This is a genomic window from Trichococcus sp. K1Tr (assembly GCF_028309625.1).
Taxonomy (GTDB): domain Bacteria; phylum Bacillota; class Bacilli; order Lactobacillales; family Aerococcaceae; genus Trichococcus.
In genome coordinates, this window is record NZ_JAQMHR010000011.1 from 65,181 (window position 1) to 87,107 (window position 21,927).

The 21,927-nt window shown below is 47.1% G+C and carries 24 protein-coding genes; 19 read left to right on the plus strand and 5 right to left on the minus strand.

Annotation, left to right across the window (positions count from 1 at the left end; genetic code table 11):
- Positions 1-151 precede the first annotated feature (151 nt).
- From PH235_RS13530 to hisJ, 4 genes are all read right to left on the minus strand, one after another.
- A complete protein-coding gene (locus PH235_RS13530) occupies positions 152-1,483 on the minus strand; it encodes an IS4 family transposase (RefSeq protein ID WP_272162825.1) in 1,332 nt (443 codons plus the stop codon).
- A 498-nt stretch (positions 1,484-1,981) separates the two neighbouring features.
- The gene (locus PH235_RS13535; protein ID WP_272162844.1) at positions 1,982-2,842 is read right to left on the minus strand and encodes a DegV family protein; all 861 of its coding nucleotides are present in this window, start codon (positions 2,840-2,842) and stop codon (positions 1,982-1,984) included.
- Positions 2,832-3,407 carry a DUF1836 domain-containing protein gene (locus tag PH235_RS13540; RefSeq protein WP_272162826.1) on the minus strand — a complete coding sequence of 192 codons (576 nt, stop codon included), beginning with the start codon at positions 3,405-3,407 and terminating at the stop codon, positions 2,832-2,834. Before PH235_RS13540 ends, PH235_RS13535 begins: the two co-directional genes overlap by 11 nt.
- A gap of 159 nt (positions 3,408-3,566) precedes the next feature.
- On the minus strand, positions 3,567-4,373 hold the full coding sequence (gene hisJ, locus PH235_RS13545; protein ID WP_272162827.1) for a histidinol-phosphatase HisJ: 807 nt from the start codon (positions 4,371-4,373) through the stop codon (positions 3,567-3,569).
- Positions 4,374-4,532: 159 nt separating this feature from the next.
- Between hisJ and PH235_RS13550 the strand changes: the two genes are divergently transcribed.
- The 10 genes from PH235_RS13550 (at position 4,533) to PH235_RS13595 (ending at position 12,118) form a co-directional block, all read left to right on the plus strand.
- Entirely contained in the window at positions 4,533-5,354 is an 822-nt protein-coding gene (locus PH235_RS13550; protein ID WP_272162845.1) for an ATP phosphoribosyltransferase regulatory subunit, read from the plus strand.
- A 12-nt stretch (positions 5,355-5,366) separates the two neighbouring features.
- A complete protein-coding gene (hisG, locus tag PH235_RS13555; protein WP_119092720.1) occupies positions 5,367-5,984 on the plus strand; it encodes an ATP phosphoribosyltransferase in 618 nt (205 codons plus the stop codon).
- Entirely contained in the window at positions 5,971-7,221 is a 1,251-nt protein-coding gene (hisD, locus tag PH235_RS13560; protein ID WP_272162828.1) for a histidinol dehydrogenase, read from the plus strand. The genes hisG and hisD overlap by 14 nt, the downstream gene beginning before the upstream one ends.
- Complete coding sequence (locus PH235_RS13565; protein ID WP_272162829.1) at positions 7,218-8,216, plus strand: pyridoxal phosphate-dependent aminotransferase; 999 nt, start codon at positions 7,218-7,220, stop codon at positions 8,214-8,216. The genes hisD and PH235_RS13565 overlap by 4 nt, the downstream gene beginning before the upstream one ends.
- Complete coding sequence (hisB, locus tag PH235_RS13570; protein ID WP_443080890.1) at positions 8,213-8,791, plus strand: imidazoleglycerol-phosphate dehydratase HisB; 579 nt, start codon at positions 8,213-8,215, stop codon at positions 8,789-8,791. The genes PH235_RS13565 and hisB overlap by 4 nt, the downstream gene beginning before the upstream one ends.
- Positions 8,788-9,363 (plus strand): imidazole glycerol phosphate synthase subunit HisH, encoded by a 576-nt coding sequence (gene hisH / locus PH235_RS13575; RefSeq protein WP_272162831.1) that lies wholly within the window; start codon positions 8,788-8,790, stop codon positions 9,361-9,363. Before hisB ends, hisH begins: the two co-directional genes overlap by 4 nt.
- Positions 9,364-10,068: a 1-(5-phosphoribosyl)-5-((5-phosphoribosylamino)methylideneamino)imidazole-4-carboxamide isomerase gene (gene hisA, locus PH235_RS13580; protein ID WP_272162832.1), complete on the plus strand. Its 705-nt coding sequence runs from the start codon at positions 9,364-9,366 to the stop codon at positions 10,066-10,068.
- Entirely contained in the window at positions 10,065-10,829 is a 765-nt protein-coding gene (hisF, locus tag PH235_RS13585; protein WP_119092716.1) for an imidazole glycerol phosphate synthase subunit HisF, read from the plus strand. The genes hisA and hisF overlap by 4 nt, the downstream gene beginning before the upstream one ends.
- Positions 10,822-11,463: a bifunctional phosphoribosyl-AMP cyclohydrolase/phosphoribosyl-ATP diphosphatase HisIE gene (hisIE, locus tag PH235_RS13590; protein ID WP_272162833.1), complete on the plus strand. Its 642-nt coding sequence runs from the start codon at positions 10,822-10,824 to the stop codon at positions 11,461-11,463. The genes hisF and hisIE overlap by 8 nt, the downstream gene beginning before the upstream one ends.
- Before the next feature lie 376 nt (positions 11,464-11,839).
- The gene (locus tag PH235_RS13595; RefSeq protein ID WP_086986666.1) at positions 11,840-12,118 is read left to right on the plus strand and encodes a DUF503 domain-containing protein; all 279 of its coding nucleotides are present in this window, start codon (positions 11,840-11,842) and stop codon (positions 12,116-12,118) included.
- A gap of 62 nt (positions 12,119-12,180) precedes the next feature.
- Here PH235_RS13595 and PH235_RS13600 read toward each other — a convergent pair whose 3' ends face one another.
- The gene (locus tag PH235_RS13600; protein ID WP_272162834.1) at positions 12,181-12,942 is read right to left on the minus strand and encodes a GNAT family N-acetyltransferase; all 762 of its coding nucleotides are present in this window, start codon (positions 12,940-12,942) and stop codon (positions 12,181-12,183) included.
- A gap of 196 nt (positions 12,943-13,138) precedes the next feature.
- Between PH235_RS13600 and PH235_RS13605 the strand changes: the two genes are divergently transcribed.
- From PH235_RS13605 to PH235_RS13645, 9 genes are all read left to right on the plus strand, one after another.
- On the plus strand, positions 13,139-14,176 hold the full coding sequence (locus PH235_RS13605; protein ID WP_272162835.1) for a DUF7309 domain-containing protein: 1,038 nt from the start codon (positions 13,139-13,141) through the stop codon (positions 14,174-14,176).
- Between the two features lie 176 nt (positions 14,177-14,352).
- Positions 14,353-15,108 carry a MurR/RpiR family transcriptional regulator gene (locus PH235_RS13610; protein ID WP_272162836.1) on the plus strand — a complete coding sequence of 252 codons (756 nt, stop codon included), beginning with the start codon at positions 14,353-14,355 and terminating at the stop codon, positions 15,106-15,108.
- Positions 15,109-15,364: 256 nt separating this feature from the next.
- Positions 15,365-16,765, plus strand: coding sequence for a glycoside hydrolase family 1 protein (locus tag PH235_RS13615; RefSeq protein WP_272162837.1), 1,401 nt, complete (start codon positions 15,365-15,367; stop codon positions 16,763-16,765).
- A gap of 195 nt (positions 16,766-16,960) precedes the next feature.
- Positions 16,961-18,271 carry a PTS sugar transporter subunit IIC gene (locus tag PH235_RS13620; RefSeq protein ID WP_272162838.1) on the plus strand — a complete coding sequence of 437 codons (1,311 nt, stop codon included), beginning with the start codon at positions 16,961-16,963 and terminating at the stop codon, positions 18,269-18,271.
- 66 nt (positions 18,272-18,337) lie between these two features.
- The gene (locus PH235_RS13625) at positions 18,338-18,658 is read left to right on the plus strand and encodes a PTS sugar transporter subunit IIB (protein ID WP_086986658.1); all 321 of its coding nucleotides are present in this window, start codon (positions 18,338-18,340) and stop codon (positions 18,656-18,658) included.
- A 27-nt stretch (positions 18,659-18,685) separates the two neighbouring features.
- Complete coding sequence (locus tag PH235_RS13630; protein ID WP_106450373.1) at positions 18,686-19,003, plus strand: PTS lactose/cellobiose transporter subunit IIA; 318 nt, start codon at positions 18,686-18,688, stop codon at positions 19,001-19,003.
- A 105-nt stretch (positions 19,004-19,108) separates the two neighbouring features.
- A complete protein-coding gene (locus tag PH235_RS13635) occupies positions 19,109-20,545 on the plus strand; it encodes a glycoside hydrolase family 1 protein (RefSeq protein WP_272162839.1) in 1,437 nt (478 codons plus the stop codon).
- Between the two features lie 139 nt (positions 20,546-20,684).
- On the plus strand, positions 20,685-21,005 hold the full coding sequence (locus PH235_RS13640; RefSeq protein WP_086986658.1) for a PTS sugar transporter subunit IIB: 321 nt from the start codon (positions 20,685-20,687) through the stop codon (positions 21,003-21,005).
- A 24-nt stretch (positions 21,006-21,029) separates the two neighbouring features.
- Entirely contained in the window at positions 21,030-21,347 is a 318-nt protein-coding gene (locus PH235_RS13645; RefSeq protein ID WP_068561593.1) for a PTS lactose/cellobiose transporter subunit IIA, read from the plus strand.
- Positions 21,348-21,927: the final 580 nt, after the last annotated feature.

Below are 21,927 nucleotides of genomic sequence, written 5' to 3' on the forward strand. Positions count from 1 at the left end.
AACAATCGAAAGCACGACGAAGCGAGGCAACTCCATGAAAAAAGTTGCCCTAACACCTTCATTCCCGAATTACTATAACGTGGTTCAACAGGTAAACATCTATTTATCAAGCTTTAAATGATCCCCTTTACAATTTTATAGGGAATCCAAGTTAATATGTGTAACGATAAGATCGTCTAGATTTGTTCACCGGAGTCTTCCTTTTGGCCGCCCGATTTGGGCGGACGGGGACAAGGTGATTGGTAAGCAACGCACTCATTTGTTCGAAACTTTCTCTCCGTTGTTCGCGTGTTTCACTCATGAACGATCGTATGAAATAGGTTTTCACGATTCCGATAGCGATGCTGAGATTTTGCTTCATTTCATATTTATAACGCTCTTGGGGGATGGCTCTTGTTTCGCTCACTTCGATTAGATGAAGCATCGTCAGGTTGTACAACCAGACACTACAATAAATGTCCTGAAGAATCAACCGTTCCCGAATGCCACTGAACTCTTCTAACTTCATCCGGTTTTTCAGGACGTTGTAGGCAGTTTCGATTTCCCATCTCAATCGGTACACTTCATTCAAGTCGTCGGATGAAAATTCTGCAGGTGTTAGATTCGTCAAAAGGACTTCGTCCTCTATCTTATCGCTGTCCTTCTTGTGAAGTGGAATTTTTATAAACCTCAAGGGATAAACTGTACTCATCAAGGTTGCTCGGAAAATCCGATCATTCCTGTAGTCATTTGTCTGATATCTGTCAAAGGTGACATCAAAAGTTTGATCTTGCCCGACAGACAGTTGGCTGGAATAACGCTTTAAGTTCTGGTGATCCATCCGCATCACGAATTTTTGCCCGTCCTGGATTAGTTGGTGAACCAGACGCATCGAGAAATAGCCGCGATCAAACACGGTAATCGTCGGTTGCCGAAGCGTTTCTTTCAATACGTGAAGATGTTGCGAAGCCGAGTCGCGTTCGCTGCTCTTGTACGGACCGACAAACGTGTCAATCACCAATTTGTTGATACAATCATAAAGGAGGGAGACGGAGGCCATCACCGGAGTGGCAGATGCCTTGGGATTAGGAACCACACCGTATTTCTTGGCGTTTTCCTCCGTGGAGGGCAGGATGATGTCAGAACCGTCTATCGCAGTCACAATGTATCCGTTCAGCTTGACCAATTGGTCATCGTTCTCTTCATAAATCATGGACATGTAGTCAGTCATCATCAACCGGATGGCTTTGGGATTATAGTTCATTCGGGCCTTATAAAAAGCGACGGTTGAAATGTCGAGAGGCTTCCCCTGATCCTCGTAGAAATTTAAGAGTTCGCAAAATTGGGAGTTCCCCTTTTGCGCAAACATTTGAAGCATCAATGCGATAGGGGTAGTTTTCCTTTTTCGGGTAAAAGCATGTGGGTTCCCTTCGCGGATATCTTCCAGATAGATAATTTGGGCCTCCTCAATATATTCCTGAAATGACATCAGTTGGACCGTCATTTTTGAACCCTCCTTTTAATGTGTTGACCATCCTACATTAAGTATAACGGGAAACCCGAAGGGTAGGAAAAGATTCCACCTCTCATCAAAAAAAAGCGAGGATGCATTTTGCATTCTCGTTTTTTTTAAAGTTGTCAAGTTGCTTAAGTTAATGATATTGCCCTTTCGGGCAGCCACTCTTTTTGTGTTTGCGACCTCCGGAGAACGGAGGCTTCGCCGGAGTTCGCCCGACATTCTGGTTGCGTTCTCCGACAAGGAAGGCTTCACCGGAGCTGAGGCGGATCATTGCCGGTGTCCTCCGGGGACAGCGGCCCGGCCTGAGGTACACCGGAATTTCGACGCTGTTCTCCGGCCAGCGGGATCATCACACTCTTATTAAACGTGTTCTGATTCGCAGGGGATTCCGCCTAAGTTGACTAACACACACGGACAAAAAACGTCCGCTTAGTGTTAGTCCTCTTAGTGCTCATCCCCTCCCGCGAATCATCACACTCTGTTTTAGTCCTCAAGTACCATGATACCGATGCCCAGCAGACCAGGTCCGGTGTGGACACCCAATACCGGCGAGATTTGGCCTTCGGCGTATATTTTAGCTCCGGCTACCAGATCTTTCAGTTGTTCTTTCATAACGAGCATCTCATCGTAGGCATCACCATGGCAGATGGACAAGTAATAATTTTTGTGCTGACCCAGTTTTTCGCGGGTCATATCGATCAATTTCTGGATGCTCTGTTTGCGGCCACGCACTTTTGCGACCGTGTCGTAGATGCCTTCTTCGTTGCAGGAGATGATCGGTTTGATGTTCAAGGCGCTTCCGAGGATCCCGGAGACTTTACCGATGCGGCCGCCTTTCATCAGATACTCCAAGGTGCCGACCCCGAAAAGGATGGTGGACTTTTTCACGGCTGCTTGTGTTTTCGAAACGACTTCATCAAAGGGAAGTCCCGCTTCGATCTGCTCGGCAGCGAAAAGTGCCACAAATCCGGATGCGATGGCGATATTCAGCGTATCGATGACAACGATCTGCATATCCTCGATATCGTCCGCCAACAATTTGATGGCTTGGCAGGTGCCGCTCAACCCGCTGGAAATGGCGGATACGATCACTTGATCAAAGCCGTCCGCTTTGATTTTGGCGAAAGTTTCGACAATCGTTTCCGGCAACGGCAGGCTTGTCTTCGGTATCTCTTCCTGGAATCTTTCGTAGACTTGCTCCGGCGTGATGTCGACCCGGTCGCGATAGCTCGCGTCTTTATAATTGATCATCAACGGCAAGATGTAGATGTGGTATTTTTCGAGCAGCTCCTGCGGAATATCATTGCAGGAATCGGCCAAGACGGCGATGGAATTAGGTTTCATCATTAGTATTCTCCCCTTTATTGGATGCGTGACTGACGCCATCGACCAATATGATTTTTTGTGTCAACAATTTCGAAGCAAGCGACAGCGTGATCATTTTCAAAGCGATGTTTTCGCTGTGGATGTCCTCCAAGGTATAAGTGAAATGCTCTTTCTTGTCGAGATCACGGAAGAGCATCCGGAAAGCATACTCCAATTCTTGGCAGAAGGTGTCGTACGCAATCTGGAATCCGCGGATGGATACTTGCAGTTCCAGGCCTTTTTTCACCTCTGACAACGGCAATACCTGTTTGAGCAAGGTGATGACGATCAGTTGGGCGATGTGGGTTTTGAAATATTTCTTTTTCTCTGGTTTATCGATCAGCTGCAGTTTTACGTAATTATTGATCATAGTCGGTGTGATGATGCGCTCTTCTTGGGTGGCGTTCAGGAAACTCAATTGCTTTTCGATGATGGCGATCACTTGATCGCTGTAGAGGCCAAAATCAGGCAGCTCGTCAAATCGGATGAACGTCAAGTCGAGCAGCTGTTGCTGGTATTCTTCCAATTCTGGTTTAAGCTTCACGGGAAAACCTGCTTTCTGAACTAAAAAAAATTTAATCTAGTTTTCGATACTAGATGTAATACTTTTGGTTACTAGATAAATGTACCAGTATTCGACAGGAAATTCAATTCCGAAGGCTCGGCGCTGACAGGATAAGACTATTAAAAAAAGAAGCCATTTTCAGGCTTCTTTCCAGTCATCATATTCCGTTTCTGTTGCCGTGCCGAAATAACGGGCGACTTCATGGGAGGCGTGGGCATCGGAACCCTTCTCGTAGGTGAGGCCGATTTTTATGGCGTAAGCCATCATTTCCGGATCCGGGTAAGTTTTGCCGTAGTCCGGTTTGTCGATTCCGGCAAAATTGTAATCAAGGGTGTACCCGCTCTCCTTCACCTTATCCAACAGTAGCTTCCAGTCGATCGGGTCGCTGACGCTGTAGGCCTTTTGGAACTTATGGATCAGATTGATGTGGCCGATTTTTTTCGGGGTCAGTTCTCCATACGGAAGCGCCAAAGCTTTTTTGACTGCCGCTTCGTAAAGGCTGTAGAGGGTTTCGTAGCCGATTTCCGTGCCTTTTTGCGTGAAGGATTCGCGATCCAAGTCGATGCAGAAGTATTCTTCCGGCGCGAGCTGCACGAAATGCACGCTCAGAATCGAGTGGGGGACGGTCTCTGGGTATTTTTCCAGGAAGGCACGCGTTTCTTTTTCTTTTCCTTCCAGATAATCAAATTCAAAACCGGCGTGGATTTCGATACTGCCTTGATACTTCTTGGCAAGTAAGCGGACTTCGGAAAGGTAGGCATCGACATCTTCAGGACGCATCGAACTATCCTTGTCCGGAAGCGGATCTTCCATCGGTAAAGGGGCGTGTTCCGTGAATGTGAGGGACTCGAGGCCGGCCTCGATGGCAACCTTCACATAATTTTCCATAGCATCGGATGAACCGTGCAGGCAATAGGGGGTATGGACGTGTCTGTCGCTTAGCATCTTCTATCTTCCTTCCTTCGTAAAGTGTCATCATTTTAGGATACAATGTAGCACCTTTCTATGGTATGATAACACCAACGTCTAATGGTATTCTAACGATATTCTAAGGATAACAGATGGGCTATCAAAAAGAAATGGGAGTGAGACAGTTTGGACGAAATGATGACGAATGAATCGTTGCTAGCGAAGAAACAAAGAGAGATGGGGTTTCTCCATCATTTCCACCACTTAGGGTACGATCTGATCGACCTGGGAGTCGTAGAGAAATTTGAGTGGACACAACTGTCTCATGATGACTTGCACCTGATGCTGAACCGGCATAAATGGCAAAGCGGCGATAAACTTTTCGCCCTGCGCAGTGACTGGACGAATGCCATCGTGAGATACCGCAAGCAGTACCATTTACGCGCCGATAAAATAGCCTATTCCGGCCCGGTCTATTCGCTGCTTAAAGAGCGTCACCAATTGGGTGTGGAAACATTTACCGACTCGATTCCGAAACAAATCGAGGTTCTGGGCGATATGATCACATTCATGGAGAAGGAATTGGACCTTTCCTTATCGGTTGCGGTAGTCAGCCATAACAAATTACTGAAAAAAATTCTGAGCCCTAGGGAGTTGGAAGATCCTTCCGTCCGCAAGTTCATCTGCGAAAGAAACCAGGATGCCTTGAAGCATCGTTTGGGTGCGGACCATCCGCTGATCGGTTTGATGGACCAAGCACCTACCGAACAGGCCGGCTATCTGAAAGAACACTATCCTGAACTGACAGGACATTTGAATGAACTGGCGGAATGGGAATCGACTCTGAAAAGCAAGAACGTGGATTACGTCTACGCGGATATGCTGGCGTTGCCGAACCAATCTTATTACAAAGGGATTTTTATCCAACTGTACGGAGAAAACCAAACGGAACCCGTAGCATCGGGCGGTCAATACACAAGCTCTTCCAAAGCATTCGGAATGGCCATCAACAATTAACGGAGGGAAAAAATGATTACTATCGCGCTATCAAAAGGCAGACAGCTTAAGGATTTTATCCAATACTTGGACGAAATCAACCTGACGGAATGGTCGACAGCATTGAAGTCCGTTTCTCGGGAATTGGTCATTCAGACAAAGGACACCCGCTTCATTTTGGTTAAAGGGGAAGATGTGCCCGTATATGTGGAGGAAGGGATCGCGGATCTGGGCATCACCGGAAGCGATATTCTGATCGAGCAGAACTGCAACATCAACAATCTGATGGATCTGCCTTTCGGCTATTGCCATTTCGCCATCGCCAGCAAAGAGAAGAAGGACGTTTATCCAGTGGTTGCGACGAAGTACGTGAACTTCACCAGACAATATTTTGATTCCATCAAGCAACCCGTGAAGATCATCAAGCTGAATGGGTCCGTAGAATTGGCCGCTACCATCGATATGGCGGATGCCATCATGGATATCGTCCAATCAGGCAAAACGCTGCATGATAATGGTTTAAGCGAGCAAGTCCGCCTTGATGAAATCAATGCACGCCTGATTTCGAACAAGCACGCTTATTTCTCCAAATATGATGAAATCCAGACTATAATCAATCAATTGAAGGTGACGAATAATGTACACAACTAAAACGTTCAAGGAAGCTTACAAAACCAAAAACACAATCGACTTTTCGAAGACGCAAGCCGTGATGGAAATCATTCAGACGGTCCAGGAAAAAGGCGACGCTGCGCTGTTCGAATACGCAAAACGCTTCGATGGGGCGGACATCACGGAATTGGAAGTGCCGCAGAGCGTCATCAAGGAAGCCTATGACAGCTTGGATGCGGACTTGCGCGCTGCCTTGGAGGAAGCCCGCGACAACATCACGGTCTACCAAGAAAGCATCAAATGGCAACAGTCTCCGGCAGGGGAACTGTACCAGAAAATCCATCCATTGAACAAAGTCGGCATCTATGTGCCGGGCGGCAAAGCAAGTTATCCTTCCACAGTGCTCATGACTGCCGTATTGGCTAATGTAGCGGGCGTAAAGGAAACGATCGTCGTGACCCCTCCGCAAAAGACCGCCATCAACCAAGCAACTTTGGCCGCTTGCTATATCTGCGGCGTGACCCACGTTTATCAAGTGGGCGGAGCCCAAGCAGTTGCTGCCCTGGCTTACGGGACGGAAACCATTCCGCGCGTCGACAAAATCGTCGGACCCGGGAACCAATACGTCGCCTTGGCCAAAAAATTGGTGTACGGAGATGTCGGCATCGATTCGATCGCCGGACCATCCGAAATCGTCGTAGTCGTTGACGAAACGGCGAACAACGAATGGGTTGCCATCGACCTGTTGGCGCAAGCCGAGCATGATGAATTGGCCCGCACTTTCCTTGTCTGCGACAACGAAGAGAAATTGGCCGCCATCGAAGCCGAGCTGCTTGTCCAGAAAGCGAAACAAAGCCGCATCGAGGTCATCGAGGAGAGTTTGAAGCACAACCACTTCCCGATCTTGACGAGCGGTAAAGAAGAGAACATCGAAGTCGTGAACCTGATTGCGGGAGAGCACGTCTCGATCCAGACAAAAGACGCAGAAGACTACATAGATGCCATCGAAACAGCCGGAGCGATCTTCATCGGCGAATATTCGCCTGAAGCGATCGGAGATTATGTTGCCGGACCAAGCCATGTGCTGCCGACCGGAGGCAATGCCCGCTTTGCGAACGGTTTGTCCGTAAACGACTTCCTGCGCCCGAACTCTGTCCTGAACCTGAAGAAAGAAACGTTCCGCAAAATGGCCCCGGCCGGGATGCTGATTGCGACCGAAGAGTCGCTGCAGGCCCACCACGATTCCTTGGCTGTCAGAATGGGGGACGACAAATGATCCGCATCAACAAAAATGAAAGTCCCATCCGTGCACTGACAAATGAAGAAATTGCCGAAATAGCTGTAGCGACGCGCTTCCAGGAGTATACGGACGATGCCATCGACCGCCTGACGGAAGCGTACGCCGCTTTCCACGGCGAGGATCCCGCCCTGATCGCTTTTGCCAACGGATCGGATGAATGGATCCAGAAGTGTACGATCCTTTTGGGGGATGGTCCGATACTGATGCTGGAACCGGATTTTGTGATGTACGAAGAGTACGCCGCGCAATTCCAACGCGAAATCATCAAAGTGCCATGCAGAGCGGATTATTCGTTTGACTATGACGAGGTGTATGCCGTCATCGAGAAGGAAAAACCTTCCTATTTCATCGTTTCGCAACCGAACAACCCGCTGGGCGGGCTGCACCCTGCCGCTTTCATCGAAAAGACAGCGGATCTGCTGGCTGCATATGGCGGCTATCTGATTTTGGACGAGGCTTATATGGATTTCGTGGACAATCCGCCGGCACGGCCGGTCGGGGATCATGTCATCCTTTTGCGTACCTTGTCAAAAATCTACGGATTGGCTGGTCTGCGCATCGGCATCGCCAGTTCGACGGAGAAGACGATGCAGTTGTTGAACTCCATCGCGCATCCTTATCCGCTCAATACCTTATCTTTGAGCATAGCGGCTTTCCTGCTGGAGCATCCGGAAAGGCTGAGGGCCTTCATGGCTGATCAGCGCCGGCTTTCCGCCAAATTGAAGAAAATTTTCAATGAAGGCGTAGGGGATATTCTTTCCGTGCTGCCGAGCGAAACAAATTTCGTCTTCACTTACGGTGAATTGGCGCCCGCGTTGGGCCAATGGATCATCGACCACGGCTATCAGCCGCGCACCTATGAAAAATCAGGCATCGCGTGCATCGAAACGGCTGTCCGTTACTCGATCGCCACGGATGAACAGTTGGATGCCTTAGCCGAAATCATCAGAGAATGGAGAGAACAGCTGTGAGCGTATCAAAAGAGCGCATTACCAAAGAAACGAAAATCGCCATCACCTTGAAACGAGGGTTGGAACCTTCCGTCATCAACACAGGTGTGGGCTTCTTGAATCATATGTTGGATCTGTTCGCTTTCCATGGCCACTTCGTTTTGGATGTGCAGGTGGACGGCGACACGGATGTGGACGATCACCATACAAGCGAGGATGTCGGTATCGTCTTGGGGCAGCTTTTGGCTGAACTGGGTCAGGACAAAGGCGCCATCAACCGCTACGGGAGTGCCTATGTGCCTATGGATGAAACCTTGGCCCGTTCCGTCATCGACATCAGCGGCCGCCCTTATCTGAGCTTCAATGCCGCGTTTTCGAAAGAAAAAGTGGGCAGTTTCGATGTGGAACTGGTTGAAGAATTTTTCCATGGATTGGTCATCAATGCCCGTTATACGGCGCATATCGATTTGATTCGCGGCGGCAACACGCACCATGAAATCGAAGCCGTCTTCAAAGCTTTTGCGCAAAGCCTGCGCATCGCGATGGCCGATTCAGATGTGCAGCGCTTGCCTTCCTCAAAAGGAGTGATTGAATGATAGCAATCGTTGATTATGGTTTGGGAAACATCGCGAACCTGACGAACGCCATCCGTTATCTGGGCTATGAAACGGTCCTGACGCATGATGAAACAGAATTGCGCAAGGCGGATGTCATCGTTTTGCCGGGAGTGGGACATTTCAAGGATGCCATCGAGCGGATCGATGCGATCGGTTTGCGGGAACTCCTGACTGAGTTGGAGCAGACGAAGCCGTTCATCGGTATCTGTCTCGGGATGCAACTCCTGTTCCAACACAGCGAAGAAGGCGATGTGGATGGATTGGGCTTTTTGCCGGGCGAAGTGAAATACATCGTCAGCGACCTGCCGGTTCCACATTTGGGCTGGAACAATCTGCATTCAAGCCAACCAGGTTTGGATCGGGATGTCTATTTCATCCATTCCTATAAGGTAGTGACCGACGAAAATGTTGTGGCAACGGCGGACTATGGTCAGGAAATCGTGGCGATCGTCCAGAAGGACAATGTCATCGGAATCCAGTTCCACCCGGAAAAAAGCGGGGATTACGGTCTGGAAATTTTGAACCAAGCTTTGCAAGGGGGATGGAAATAAATGATAGAGATTTGGCCGGCGATCGACTTGATCGACAACAAGAGTGTCCGTCTGACCGAAGGGGACTACGGCACGAAAGAAGAAATGCAGCGCACACCTCAGGAAGCCATCGCTTTTTATGCGCAATATGAGCAAGTGAAACGCATCCACATCGTGGATTTGATGGGCGCCTTGAACCAAAAACCGGAAGAGACACCGTTCATCGAGCAACTTTTGCAACAGAGCGCATTGCCTGTCGAAATCGGCGGGGGCATCCGTTCCGAAGAAACCATCAAGCACTATTTCGAAAAAGGCGCCAGCTATGTGATCGTCGGGACGAAAGGGCTGCAGGATCTGCCATGGTTGGCTGAGATGACGGCGAAATATCCCGGCAAGATCTACTTGGGTCTGGATGCAAAAGGTGAACTGGTTGCTGTGAACGGCTGGACCGAAACGGGCCGCCAGACCATCTATGATGTCGTGGAAGCGACGAATCCGATGGCTTTGGGCGGCATCATCTATACGGATATCTCGAAAGACGGCAAGATGGCCGGACCGAACTTTGAGTTGACGGGCAAGCTTGTCGAACTCTCGACCCATCCCATAACTGCATCTGGCGGCGTCCGCAACATCGAAGACATCAAAAAATTGGCAGCTTTGGGTGTGGCGGCAGCGATCGTCGGCAAAGCGGCCAATACGGATGCCTTCTGGGAGGGCTTGGCATGATAAAGAAACGGATCATACCCTGCCTGGATGTGAAGGACGGCACCGTTGTAAAAGGGATCCAATTCAAGGGATTGCGTGAAATCGGCGATCCGGTCGAACTGGCGAAGCGCTACAATGCTTTGGGTGCGGATGAACTTGTCTTTCTGGACATTTCGGCAACCGAAACCGGGCACAATCTGATGATCGATGTCATCCGCAAAACGGCGCAACAGCTGTTCATCCCGATGACGATCGGCGGCGGCATCAAGTCGACGGATGACATTTCCCGTCTGCTCAATGCCGGAGCGGATAAAGTCAGCCTGAATTCATCAGCATTGGCGAATCCGCAGCTGATCAAGGAAGCAAGCGACAAGTTCGGCAGCCAATGCATCTGCATCGCTGTCGATGCGAAATGGGAAGCCGATAAAGAGGAATGGTATTGCTATACCCACGGCGGCAAAAAACGGACCGACATCAAGACGTTGGACTGGGTGCAGCAAGTGGAAGCGCTGGGGGCCGGCGAATTGCTGGTCACCAGCATGGATTATGATGGCATGAAGCAAGGCTTCGATCACCGTTTGCTGAACAAAATCCAAGCCTTGGTATCGATCCCTGTCATCGCTTCCGGAGGCGGCGGCAATGCCCAGCATTTCGCCGCCTTGTTCAAGGAAACAGATGTATCGGCAGGATTGGCAGCTTCAATCTTCCATGATGAAGAAGTGTCAATCGCCGAAGTGAAAGAATGCTGCACGGAGAATGGAGTGGATATGCGCAATGTCTAAATACGATGCACTAGTGCCTGATTTTTCGAAAGGGTTATTGACTGTCGTTCTTCAGCACTTTACGAACAAAAATGTTTTGATGGTCGGCTTCATGAATGAAGAGGCCTTCGAATTGACGAAACGGGACGAGGTTGTCTGGTTCTTTTCCAGAAGCAAGAACCGGCTCTGGAAAAAAGGCGAGTCCAGCGAGCATTACCAGTTCGTGAAGGACATGTATCTGGACTGCGATCAGGATGCGTTGCTCATCATGATTGATCCGGCTGGCCCGACTTGCCACCGTAACACGGAAAGCTGTTTCGATGTGCCGGTTGCCTTTGGTTTGGATGACTTGGAAGAGACGATCCGCCAGCGCGCTGTCGGACATGATGAAAAGTCCTACACGAACTACTTGCTGGACAAGGGAACAGATAAAATTGCCAAGAAATTCGGCGAAGAGGCTTTTGAAGTCGTCATCGGCGCAAAAAATCACGACAAAGAAGAAGTCGCCAACGAAACGGCAGACCTGCTTTATCACCTCGGCGTACTCCTGTACGACCAAGGCGTCGACGTAGCCGATGTGACCAAAGTCCTCATCGAACGCCACCAAAAGAAAAACAACTTCAAAGGCGAACGAAAAGATGTAGAAGAATACTAGGATACGATGAATCCCGTTTAGAAATCGAGCACTAAGAGGACAAACGCAAAGCGGACGTTTTTTGTCCGCGTGTGGTTGTCAACTTAGGCGGAGAGTTCTGGGATTCAGAGTTCAACTACTAAAGTGTGTGATGAATCCTAAGCTCAGAGTTTGAGCACTAACGAGGTTCAGGACCAAACAGCCCGTTTTTGGCTGAGTGGGCGTGAACAGCGTTAGGCGGAGAACTCTAGGATTCAGAACCGTTCTAGGATACGATGAATCCCGTCCTTGATTTATCCGGTAACCGGAGCTATCCCTTGACAGAAGGGGCAGTTTCGGTTATTTTTTGTCTTGAAGAGAGAATGTTTCCATATTAAACAAAAATGGGGCGATGACGATGAACGTGTTGGCTGTGGAACTGTCTATGCGGCTTTTTGATTCCAATTCTCTGAAGGACAAGCGCAGCGTTGTGAAAAGCATCCTTGCCAAGATGCATCAACGGTACAATGTCAGCATTGCGGAAGTATCGGCACAGGATATGTTGAACCAGGCCGTCATCGGATTGGCGGTTGTCAACAGCTCCCGGGTCCTATGCCAACAAATCGTGGATAAAATCATTGAGGAAATTGAATCGAACTATCCGGTGGAAATCTACCAAATCAACGAAATCGAATAAAAAAACCAACGCACTTCCAGCCATCCGGCAATTAGCCGAGTGGGTGAAGGTGCGTTGATCTATTATTTGAAGACTTTCAGGAGCTCGTAGCGGAAAGAAATATACGTGTAATTTTGGCGGTTGTACATCTCGCGCGCCGTATCGGATGCATCAGCCACCAAAAGGACGGTCTTCCCGTCGGCATGCTCCATGACGAACTGTTGCAGCGCCGTTCCGATCCCTTTCCCCCGGGAATCTGCGGCAACGTGAAAATTATCGATTTCAATGCTGTCCTCTTTCAGATAAAGGTCGATGGAACCGACCGCTTCATCGGAGCACATGGCCACGATGGGGCGGAAGGCCGGATTGTCGAATTTAGCTTGGGTGTAGGGTTGCTTCTGTTTCGCGAATTCCTCGCCGACTTCCTTGTCTGCCCGTGCGGACAAATCCAGATAGGCACTGCGGTTATCGGCGTTCACCCATTCCACTCTGACGTCGGAAGGCGTTTCATCAATCCGCGTCGGCACAAAAGTTCCGGGAGGGGCCGCGTAGAGCTCAAGGACATCCAGGCTGAAGTCGTTCGATCCCAGATAGGAAATGATCGGCTGCGGAATTTCGCAATCTTCGGGCCAAATGAATTTTATGAAATCCTGGCCATATTTTTGGTGCTCCGATTTCAAATAGGCTTCCGTCTCCACGAATTCAGCGAAGGTGGGGACGCGATGGAAAACCACATAATTCTCGACGTGCATAAAAAGAGCGTCTTCATTGAGATGGTGCGTGTACAGAGAGGTTTCTTTGACGATAGACTTGCTATGTTCGATATCCTTGAAAGAAAAGGTCATTTTTGGACTCCTTAAAAAGAAAAATTGATGCACGCTTCAAGATATGATAGCATAGGAAAGGAATTTGTTACAATAAGCCGAAACAGGATAAGCGGCGGAATTGCTGGAAACACATGCTAAAAGTAGCGGCGTGTGCTCCGCGTTCGGCCATTATCAAGTGTTTGCGCTTATGTTTTTTAGTAGATAGGAGATATAAATGAGAGATTATCAAAAATTGTACGAGAACATAAAGGCTTTTCATAAATTGAAACCTTGGGATAAAATGAAAGACACGGACGTCGTCGGAATCAAATATTCCGATCGCAAGGAACCGGTATTCTTTGCTTTGGATGGGCTGGATGAGGACAGCATCGGATTGAGCGTATTCAGGGATGTTTCGGAATACATCCTCTACTTGGATCTGTTGGAGTCTGAGTTCACGGAAGCGGATGGCATCGGGGAATACACAGAAAAACTGAAAAACATCAGACTTGAATTCGTCGACCGAAGCAAACTGGAAGAAATCGACTATAACCGCATCCGCACAACGGATGTCAAATTCCGCGGCAAGAAAGCTTGGCCGGAACTGCTGGATTTTACGCCAGGCTTTGTTCCTTGGTCGGCGACCGAAGAGGACATCACTCTTTTCGAACGGGTGCTGGAGAGCTTTTTGGAAATGTTCCCCATCTACAGCAAACTGGATTTTGACAAGTCTTTTGCTGCGGATGACGTTCCGACGCGTTACTATTACCAAGCCGGTACAAAGGACAGTGTTTGGAAATTGAAAGAAGAACATATCCTTGCGTTCCTGACTGGCGGCGAATTGACGAAAGGTCCATACGATCTGATGCTTTCCCAGTTCGAAATCCGTCGTCTGATGATGGAAAAGAAAAACTTCCTAAGAAACACCTTCGAAGTAGACTTGTTCTATTTACCGCAACCAATCACCTTCAAAGAAGGGGAACGGCCGCGTTTTGTGAAGATGATGGCCGTCGCAGATAAAAAATCAGGGGAAGTGCTGCTGGCGACTGTGCTGACTTCCGACAAATCACGCGATATCCAATTCGAACTGTACAAATACCTGTTTGAAGCGAAAGTCTTCCCTGCAAAAATCGAAATGCGCGGCGACAGCGTGTTGGAAACCTACGAAATGTTGGTTCCCTTGCTGGATGAGCTGGACATCGCACACAGTGAAAAGAGCAAATTACGCAAAATAGAGGCATTCCGCAAAAGCCTTGCGGATGATATCTTCTAAGAAATAGCCTGTTTTTCTGAAATAAGCATCACAAAAAAACAAAACAATTTTGCGTTCCGTAAAATTGTTTTGTTTTTTGTTTTTTTCAAAATAAATGGTAAAATGGTTAAGAAGAAAAGACAACGAACTAATGCACGCCTCAGAGCTTATTTTGTTCCGGATAAAGGGGTTTTTACGTGTTCAATCAAGAGAATGTGAAGTTACTGACGAATACAGAGTTAAAGGTATACGAGTACATCGTACAGCATACCCAAAAAGTCATCCGTATGAGCGTTCGCGAGATAGCTTCCGAGACCCATGTATCGCCGGCAACGGTTACGCGGACCATCAGCAAGCTGGGGTTCGAAAACATCTGGGAGTGCAAGCTGCACTTGAAGGAAATGGACAACCGCAAACACAATAAGAAGGTGTTTGAAACTTCCGAAATCGTCGAAGAGTTTTTCAGCCGTTCCATGCAGTCGGAATACGAAGAAAAAATACAATCCGCAGTCGAACTGATAGCCAATTCAGAAGTCGCACTTTTTTTCGGGATCGGCACATCAGGCCTGATTGCCGCTTATGCAGCCCGCCAGTTTTCAAATTTGGGCCAAAGCACCTTCCATATCCAGGATGCTTACTATCCCTTCCATTTGATCAGCAAGCAATATACGAACACAGTGGCGATTGTTTGTTCCGTGTCAGGAGAAACGGACATCACCTTAAGGAAGGTGGGCGACCTGAAGAGTCTGGGGAGCAAAGTCATCAGCATCACGAATTCCTCCACCAATTCATTGGCCAGACAGTCGGACATAAACTTTGCCTATCACCTGACTCCTGAATACGTCGACGATGAGGTGAACGTGACTTCCCAACTGCCGGTCGTATTTTTGATTGAAACACTGGCAAGACGCAATTATAACTACATGCAACAAATGCTTAACAATAAGCTTTAGCAGAGGGTTAAGCTGAAACAAAACGTTTCTTTTCTGAAACATCATTCCAAAAGCTGATTATTGTTCCTTTAATGCATGTAACTGTTTACATTCCGTTCACAAACTCTATAATAAGCTTATATTGAAAAACAGAAAGCGCATTCGCGATCTGAAAACGACTCTTTTTGAAAAGAAGAGAGTTCGCTTTTGAAAATCATGTAACCGCTTAAAGATAGTCGGATTCCTGAGTGGAAATCGATAGGGAAGGAATGAGAGTATGTATCATAAGAAATTGAAACCGTTTAAAGAAGATTTTTTATGGGGATCCGCAACCAGCGCATATCAAGTCGAAGGCGCTTGGAATGAAGACGGAAAAGGACCATCTGTTCAGGACGCGAAGGAAATCGTTCCCGATACTTCTGATTTTAAAGTAGCCACTGACCATTACCACCATATGCAGGAAGATATCGCATTGTTGGCTGAGATGGGTTTCAAAACCTATCGCTTCTCGATTTCATGGTCACGGGTCATTCCGGACGGTGACGGAGAAGTCAATCCGAAAGGTCTTCAGTTCTACAGCGATTTGATTGATGAATGTCTGAAATACGGCATAGAACCGTTAGTGACGGTCTACCACTTTGACTTACCGCAGGGACTTGCTGAAAAAGGTGGTTGGGAAAACCGTGCCACAATCGATGCTTTTGTCCGCTACTGCGATGTCCTCTTCGATAACTTAGGAGACCGCGTCAAATTATGGCTGACGATCAACGAACAGAACATGATGATTCTTCACGGCGCTGCAGTCGGTACAGGAGAAAGCACCTTGAAATCCTTGTACCAACAAAACCACCACATGCTTGTTGCGCAAGCGATGGTGATGAACAACTGCCACGAAAAATTACCGCATGTGAAAATCGGACCGGCACCGAACATTTCGGCCGTCTATCCGAAATCGAACAACCCAGCGGATGTCCAAGCAGCCGATCTGTATACCGCAATCCGTAACTGGCTATATCTTGATATCGCCGTGTATGGTGTATACAATCACCAAGTGTGGGCTTACCTGGAAGAAAATGAAGCCCTGCCTGATATGGAACCGGGTGATTTGGAGATACTGAAATCTGCGGAATGCGATTTCATCGCCTTCAACTACTACAACAGCTCGACTGTTCAAGCCTATCCGGCCGGAACGGAACGCGCAACAGGCAAAAAAGATCAGCAATTATCAGATAGCCAAGAAGGATTCTTCGCAGGATCCGACAATGAGCATCTTCCTTATACTGAATTCGGTTGGCAGATCGATCCCACTGGATTCCGCACGACGATTAACCAAATTTACTCTCGTTATCGTAAACCCCTGATCGTTACTGAAAACGGTTTAGGCGGTATTGATAAGCTGGAAGATGGGAAGGTCCATGATCACTATCGGATCGACTATCTCCGCAACCATATCGAACAGATGAACCTGGCTGTTACGGATGGAGCAGATGTGTTCGGCTATTGCACCTGGAGTGCGATCGACCTCATCAGCACCCACCAAGGGTTCCGCAAGCGTTATGGCTTTGTTTACGTCAACCGGGAAGACTTCGATCTGAAAGATCTGAAGAGATACCGGAAAGATAGTTTCTATTGGTACAAAGGAGTGATCGCGTCGAACGGGGAAAAACTGGAAGGTTAGAGGTAGAAAGCAAGAAGAGTTTTTCGCACCATCCGTTGTTGATAAAGAACAGCGGCAAATGAATGCGGAAGACGAAGGGCCATTGTTCTGAGACTGACTGGCAGAATCCGGACAAGCAATCATATCAATTTATTTTACTGTTTTTGAAGACGGTACGCTGTCTTCACAAGTGTTCTAACAGAGGAGGATTTTATTATGGATAAATTCTTAGATACATTACAAGAAAAATTAGGACCAATTGCTTATAAATTAAACGAAAACCGTTACCTTTCAGCAATCAAGAGTGGGTTCTTCGGAGCAATGTCCCTACTGATCATCGGATCGATTTTCCTATTATTCGCTAACTTACCAATTCCTGGTTACGCAGACATGATGGCAGGCGTCTTCGGCGCTAACTGGACAGAATTCTTCATGGTACCTTACAACATGACAATGAACATCATGACGTTGTTCGTTATGATCGGGATTTCCCAAGACTTGTCTAAACACTACGGCTTGGATGATCTGGCAGGAATCATCTACGGTATCGTAGGATTCCTAATCTTGACTCCAACATTATTGAGTGCTGAAAATGCATCAGGAATCCCAATGGGTAACTTGAGCGCAAGCGGATTGTTCCTTGGTATGATGAGTGCTGTATTCGCAGTCGAAATCATCCGTTGGGTATTGGCTCGCGGCTGGAAATTAAGCATGCCTGATTCCGTACCATCAAACGTTGCAAAATCATTTGACGCTTTGATCCCTGGATTGTTCGTTATCCTGATCTTCAACATCTTGCGTATGGTATTCGCTTTGACACCTTACGAAACAGCTCAATCATTCATCTTCGAAATCATCCAAGCACCACTGACTAGCTTAGGCGCAACATTGCCTGCAACTGTCTTGGTACTAATTTTGGAAACACTTTTGTTCTCATTCGGTCTTCACGGTCCAAACATCTTGGGTGCTGTAATGCAACCAATCTGGTTGACTCTGACTGCAGAAAATGCAGATGCTTACGCTGCAGGTTTGGAATTGCCGAACATCGTCAACTACCAATTCTATGCAAACTTCGTTAAAATCGGTGGTGCAGGTTCAACATTAGGTTTAGCATTGCTTTGCTTATTCGTAGCTAGATCGACTCAATTCAAAACACTCGGAAAATTAGCGATCGGACCTGGATTGTTCAACATCAACGAGCCATTGATCTTCGGTATGCCAATCGTATTGAACCCAATCTTGATGATTCCATTCATCTTGACTCCAGTAATCTTGGCTATCCTTACTTATGTCGTGATGAGCATCGGTTTGGTTCCTCTTGCAAACGGGGTAAACATTCCTTGGACAACTCCTCCAGTATTCTCTGGTTTCTTGATCAGCGGATGGAGAGGTGCTGTATGGCAAATCGTCGAAACAGTCATCAGTGCTGTAATCTTCTACCCATTCTTCAAAATCGAAGACAACAAAGCATACAATGTTGAAATCGGTGAACTTGAAGCTGATGCTTCAGGCAACGTAGTAGCATAATCATATAGCCTCACAATGAGCCCCTTTTATAGGGGCTCAAATATATATAAGGGTGGAGAAAATATTATGGCAGATAAAACAATCATGTTAGTATGTGCAGCTGGAATGAGCACCAGCTTACTTGTATCAAAAATGCAAAAAGCGGCGGTGGCACAAGGATTGGACGCTGATATTTTCGCAGTATCCGCTTCAGAAGCAGACGCACATTTGGCCAAGAAGAAAATCGACGTTCTGATGTTGGGACCTCAAGTCAAATACATGAAAAAACAATTCGAAGATAAAGTAGCCGGCACAGACACAAAAATGGATGTCATCAACATGCAGGACTATGGCATGATGAACGGCGAAAAAGTATTGAAAACAGCTCTTACATTAATGGGCGAATAAACAAATAACACTGAAGGAGTTACCAACATGGCAGAACCAAAAAATCTGGATGTCATCATGCAATTGATCATGCATGGGGGCGATGCAAAAGGAAATGCGATTGAAGCGATCGAAGCGGCAAAAGCAGGAGACTTTGCATTAGCAAGCGAAAAAATCGGCGAATCGGAAAAAGCATTGGTGGAAGCTCACCATGCGCAAACCGGTCTGTTGACACAAGAAGCATCAGGAGATGCAGTGGAATTGTCCTTATTGATGGTCCACGGACAAGATCACTTGATGACGTCCATCGCATTCAAAGACTTGGCGAAAGAAATCGTCGAAATCTATGAGAAAATCGCAAAATAGTCACTGATCACCAAACATAGATGGACCATAAATCGCTCATATGATTTATGGTCCATTTTGTGTTTTGAGAAGCAGAAACAAACTAAAGAGAAAGCGGGTCATGATATGCAACACAAAAAACTGAAGGATTTTCCTGAAGACTTCTTATGGGGCTCTGCCTCGGCCGCCTATCAAGTCGAAGGGGCTTGGGATGAAGATGGGAAAGGCGCATCTGTATGGGATACCTTTGTCAGGATTCCCGGCAAGACTTTTAAAGGCACGAACGGGGATGTAGCGGTTGACCACTACCACCGGTTCAAAGAGGATGTCGCGCTGATGGCTGAACAAGGGTTGAAGGCTTACCGTTTCTCGATTGCCTGGAGCCGCATTTTCCCGCACAACATGCGGGAAGTGAATGAAAAAGGCCTGCAATTTTATGAGGATCTGATTGATGAATTGTTGGCGAACCATATTGAACCGGTTGTCACGTTGTATCATTGGGATATCCCGCAATATCTGCAGGATGATTATCTGGGATGGGAATCCCGCCAGATAATTGAAGACTTCACCACTTACGCAGAAACCGTGTTCCGGAGATACGGCGACCGGGTCAACCATTGGGTAACCTTGAATGAACAAAATGTCTTCATTTCCCATGGCTACTTGATGGCGACCCACCCGCCGGCAGTGAAAGATCCGAAACGGATGTACCAAGCCAATCATCATGCGAATGTAGCGAATGCGTCAGCCATCAAAAAATACCGTTCGCTTGGATTGGAAGGGAAAATCGGTCCGAGTTTCGCTTATTCGCCAGGCTATCCTATTGATGCCCGACCTGAGAATATTTTGGCGGCGGAGAACTTCGATGAACTGAATGCTTATTTTTGGATGGATGTCTATGCCAAGGGGGAGTACCCTTCGGTCATCTGGAATTGGTTGGAAGAGAATGATTTGATGCCTGAAACGCTAGCGGAAGATTTTGAGGTATTGAAAGCTGGCAAGCCGGATTTCATGGGCGTGAATTATTATCAGACATCCACAGTTGCCGCGAATCCATTGGATGGCGTCGGCATCGGGACTCCGAACTATTCCGGCGAAAAGGGAAGTACCGAAAGAGGCGGGACTCCAGGCGTCTTCAAAGAAGTGTTGAATCCATTCGTCGAAAAAACCAATTGGGATTGGGATATCGATCCAGTTGGACTTAGGATTGCCTTGCGTCGGATAAACAGCCGCTACGGATTGCCGATATTGATAACCGAAAACGGATTGGGCGAATACGATAAGCTTGAAGACGGAGAAATCCATGACCAGTACCGGATTGACTATCTGAACGACCATGCCAAAGCGGTCCAGGAAGCCATTACCGACGGGGTCACAGTGCTTGGCTACTGCACTTGGAGCTATACCGATCTTTTGAGTTGGTTGAACGGGTATCAAAAGCGCTATGGATTTGTATATGTGGACCGCGATGAAGACAGTCCGAAACAATTGAAACGCTACAAAAAAGCCAGTTATTACTGGTATAAAGAGGTCATAGAACAAAACGGCAAGAACCTGAAGTAGGATCTTTCCTTCGCGGAAGCAAAAAGAAAGCGATTTGCTGAAAACGTTTGTAAATTTATGTAAGTGCTTGCGACAAACGCTATCATGTGTGTTATAATAATTGCATATTAAATTATATTTATGGATGGAGAGAATGAATATGGCAGATAAAACAATCATGTTAGTATGTGCAGCTGGAATGAGCACCAGCTTACTTGTATCAAAAATGCAAAAAGCGGCGGTGGCACAAGGATTGGACGCTGATATTTTCGCAGTATCCGCTTCAGAAGCAGATGCACACTTGGCTAAGAAAAAAATCGACGTTCTGATGTTGGGACCTCAAGTTAAATACATGAAAAAACAATTCGAAGATAAAGTAGCCGGCACGGATACAAAAATGGATGTCATCAACATGCAGGACTACGGCATGATGAACGGCGAAAAAGTATTGAAAACAGCTCTAACTTTGATGGGCGAATAATAAGAAGACTAAGGAGTTTATAACATGGCAGAACCAAAAAACCTGGATGTCATCATGCAATTGATCATGCATGGGGGCGATGCAAAAGGAAATGCGATTGAAGCGATCGAAGCGGCAAAAGCAGGAGACTTTGCATTAGCGAACGAAAAAATCGGCGAATCGGAAAAAGCATTGGTGGAAGCCCACCATGCACAGACCGGTCTGTTGACACAAGAAGCATCAGGCGATGCAGTGGAACTGTCGTTATTGATGGTGCACGGACAAGATCATTTGATGACTTCGATCGCATTCAAAGACTTGGCGAAAGAAATCGTCGAAATCTACGAGAAAATCAGTAAATAACAAATCAAATGCAAACGGATATTCGGCGGAAACCGGATATCCTTTTTTTTATTCGTGTTTATTTGCTTCGCACTCTAATGAAGGAATGCATAAATGAAATCATTTATTCGGCCGTCCGGACTTTTCTCTGCTACTAAGTGTTGACAACAGTAGGGGCCGGTGGTAGTATTTAGAAGTTGTCCACGGGAGCAAAGAAAACAATTGAAAAAAATTGTTGACATGCAATCGTGTGGGTGATAAGATATAAAAGTTGCTGCTTCGAGCAGTCGTCAGTAAATGTTTTTGAAAAATATTTCAAAAATCGCTTGACGGATAAACGAAGCCGTGCTAATATAGGTAAGCAATCACGTAACGCGTGATACACGATTGACCTTTGAAAACTGAATAAAGAATGAACGAACCAAATGTGCAAGGAGCTTAGACTTCGGTCGAAGCAAACGAAGACGATACTTTGTATCGCAAACATAAAGTCAGCAAGAAATTAAGAGCTATCAGCTTAACATGTAGGATTTCTGTACAAGAGTCCACATTTACATGAGAGTTTGATCCTGGCTCAGGACGAACGCTGGCGGCGTGCCTA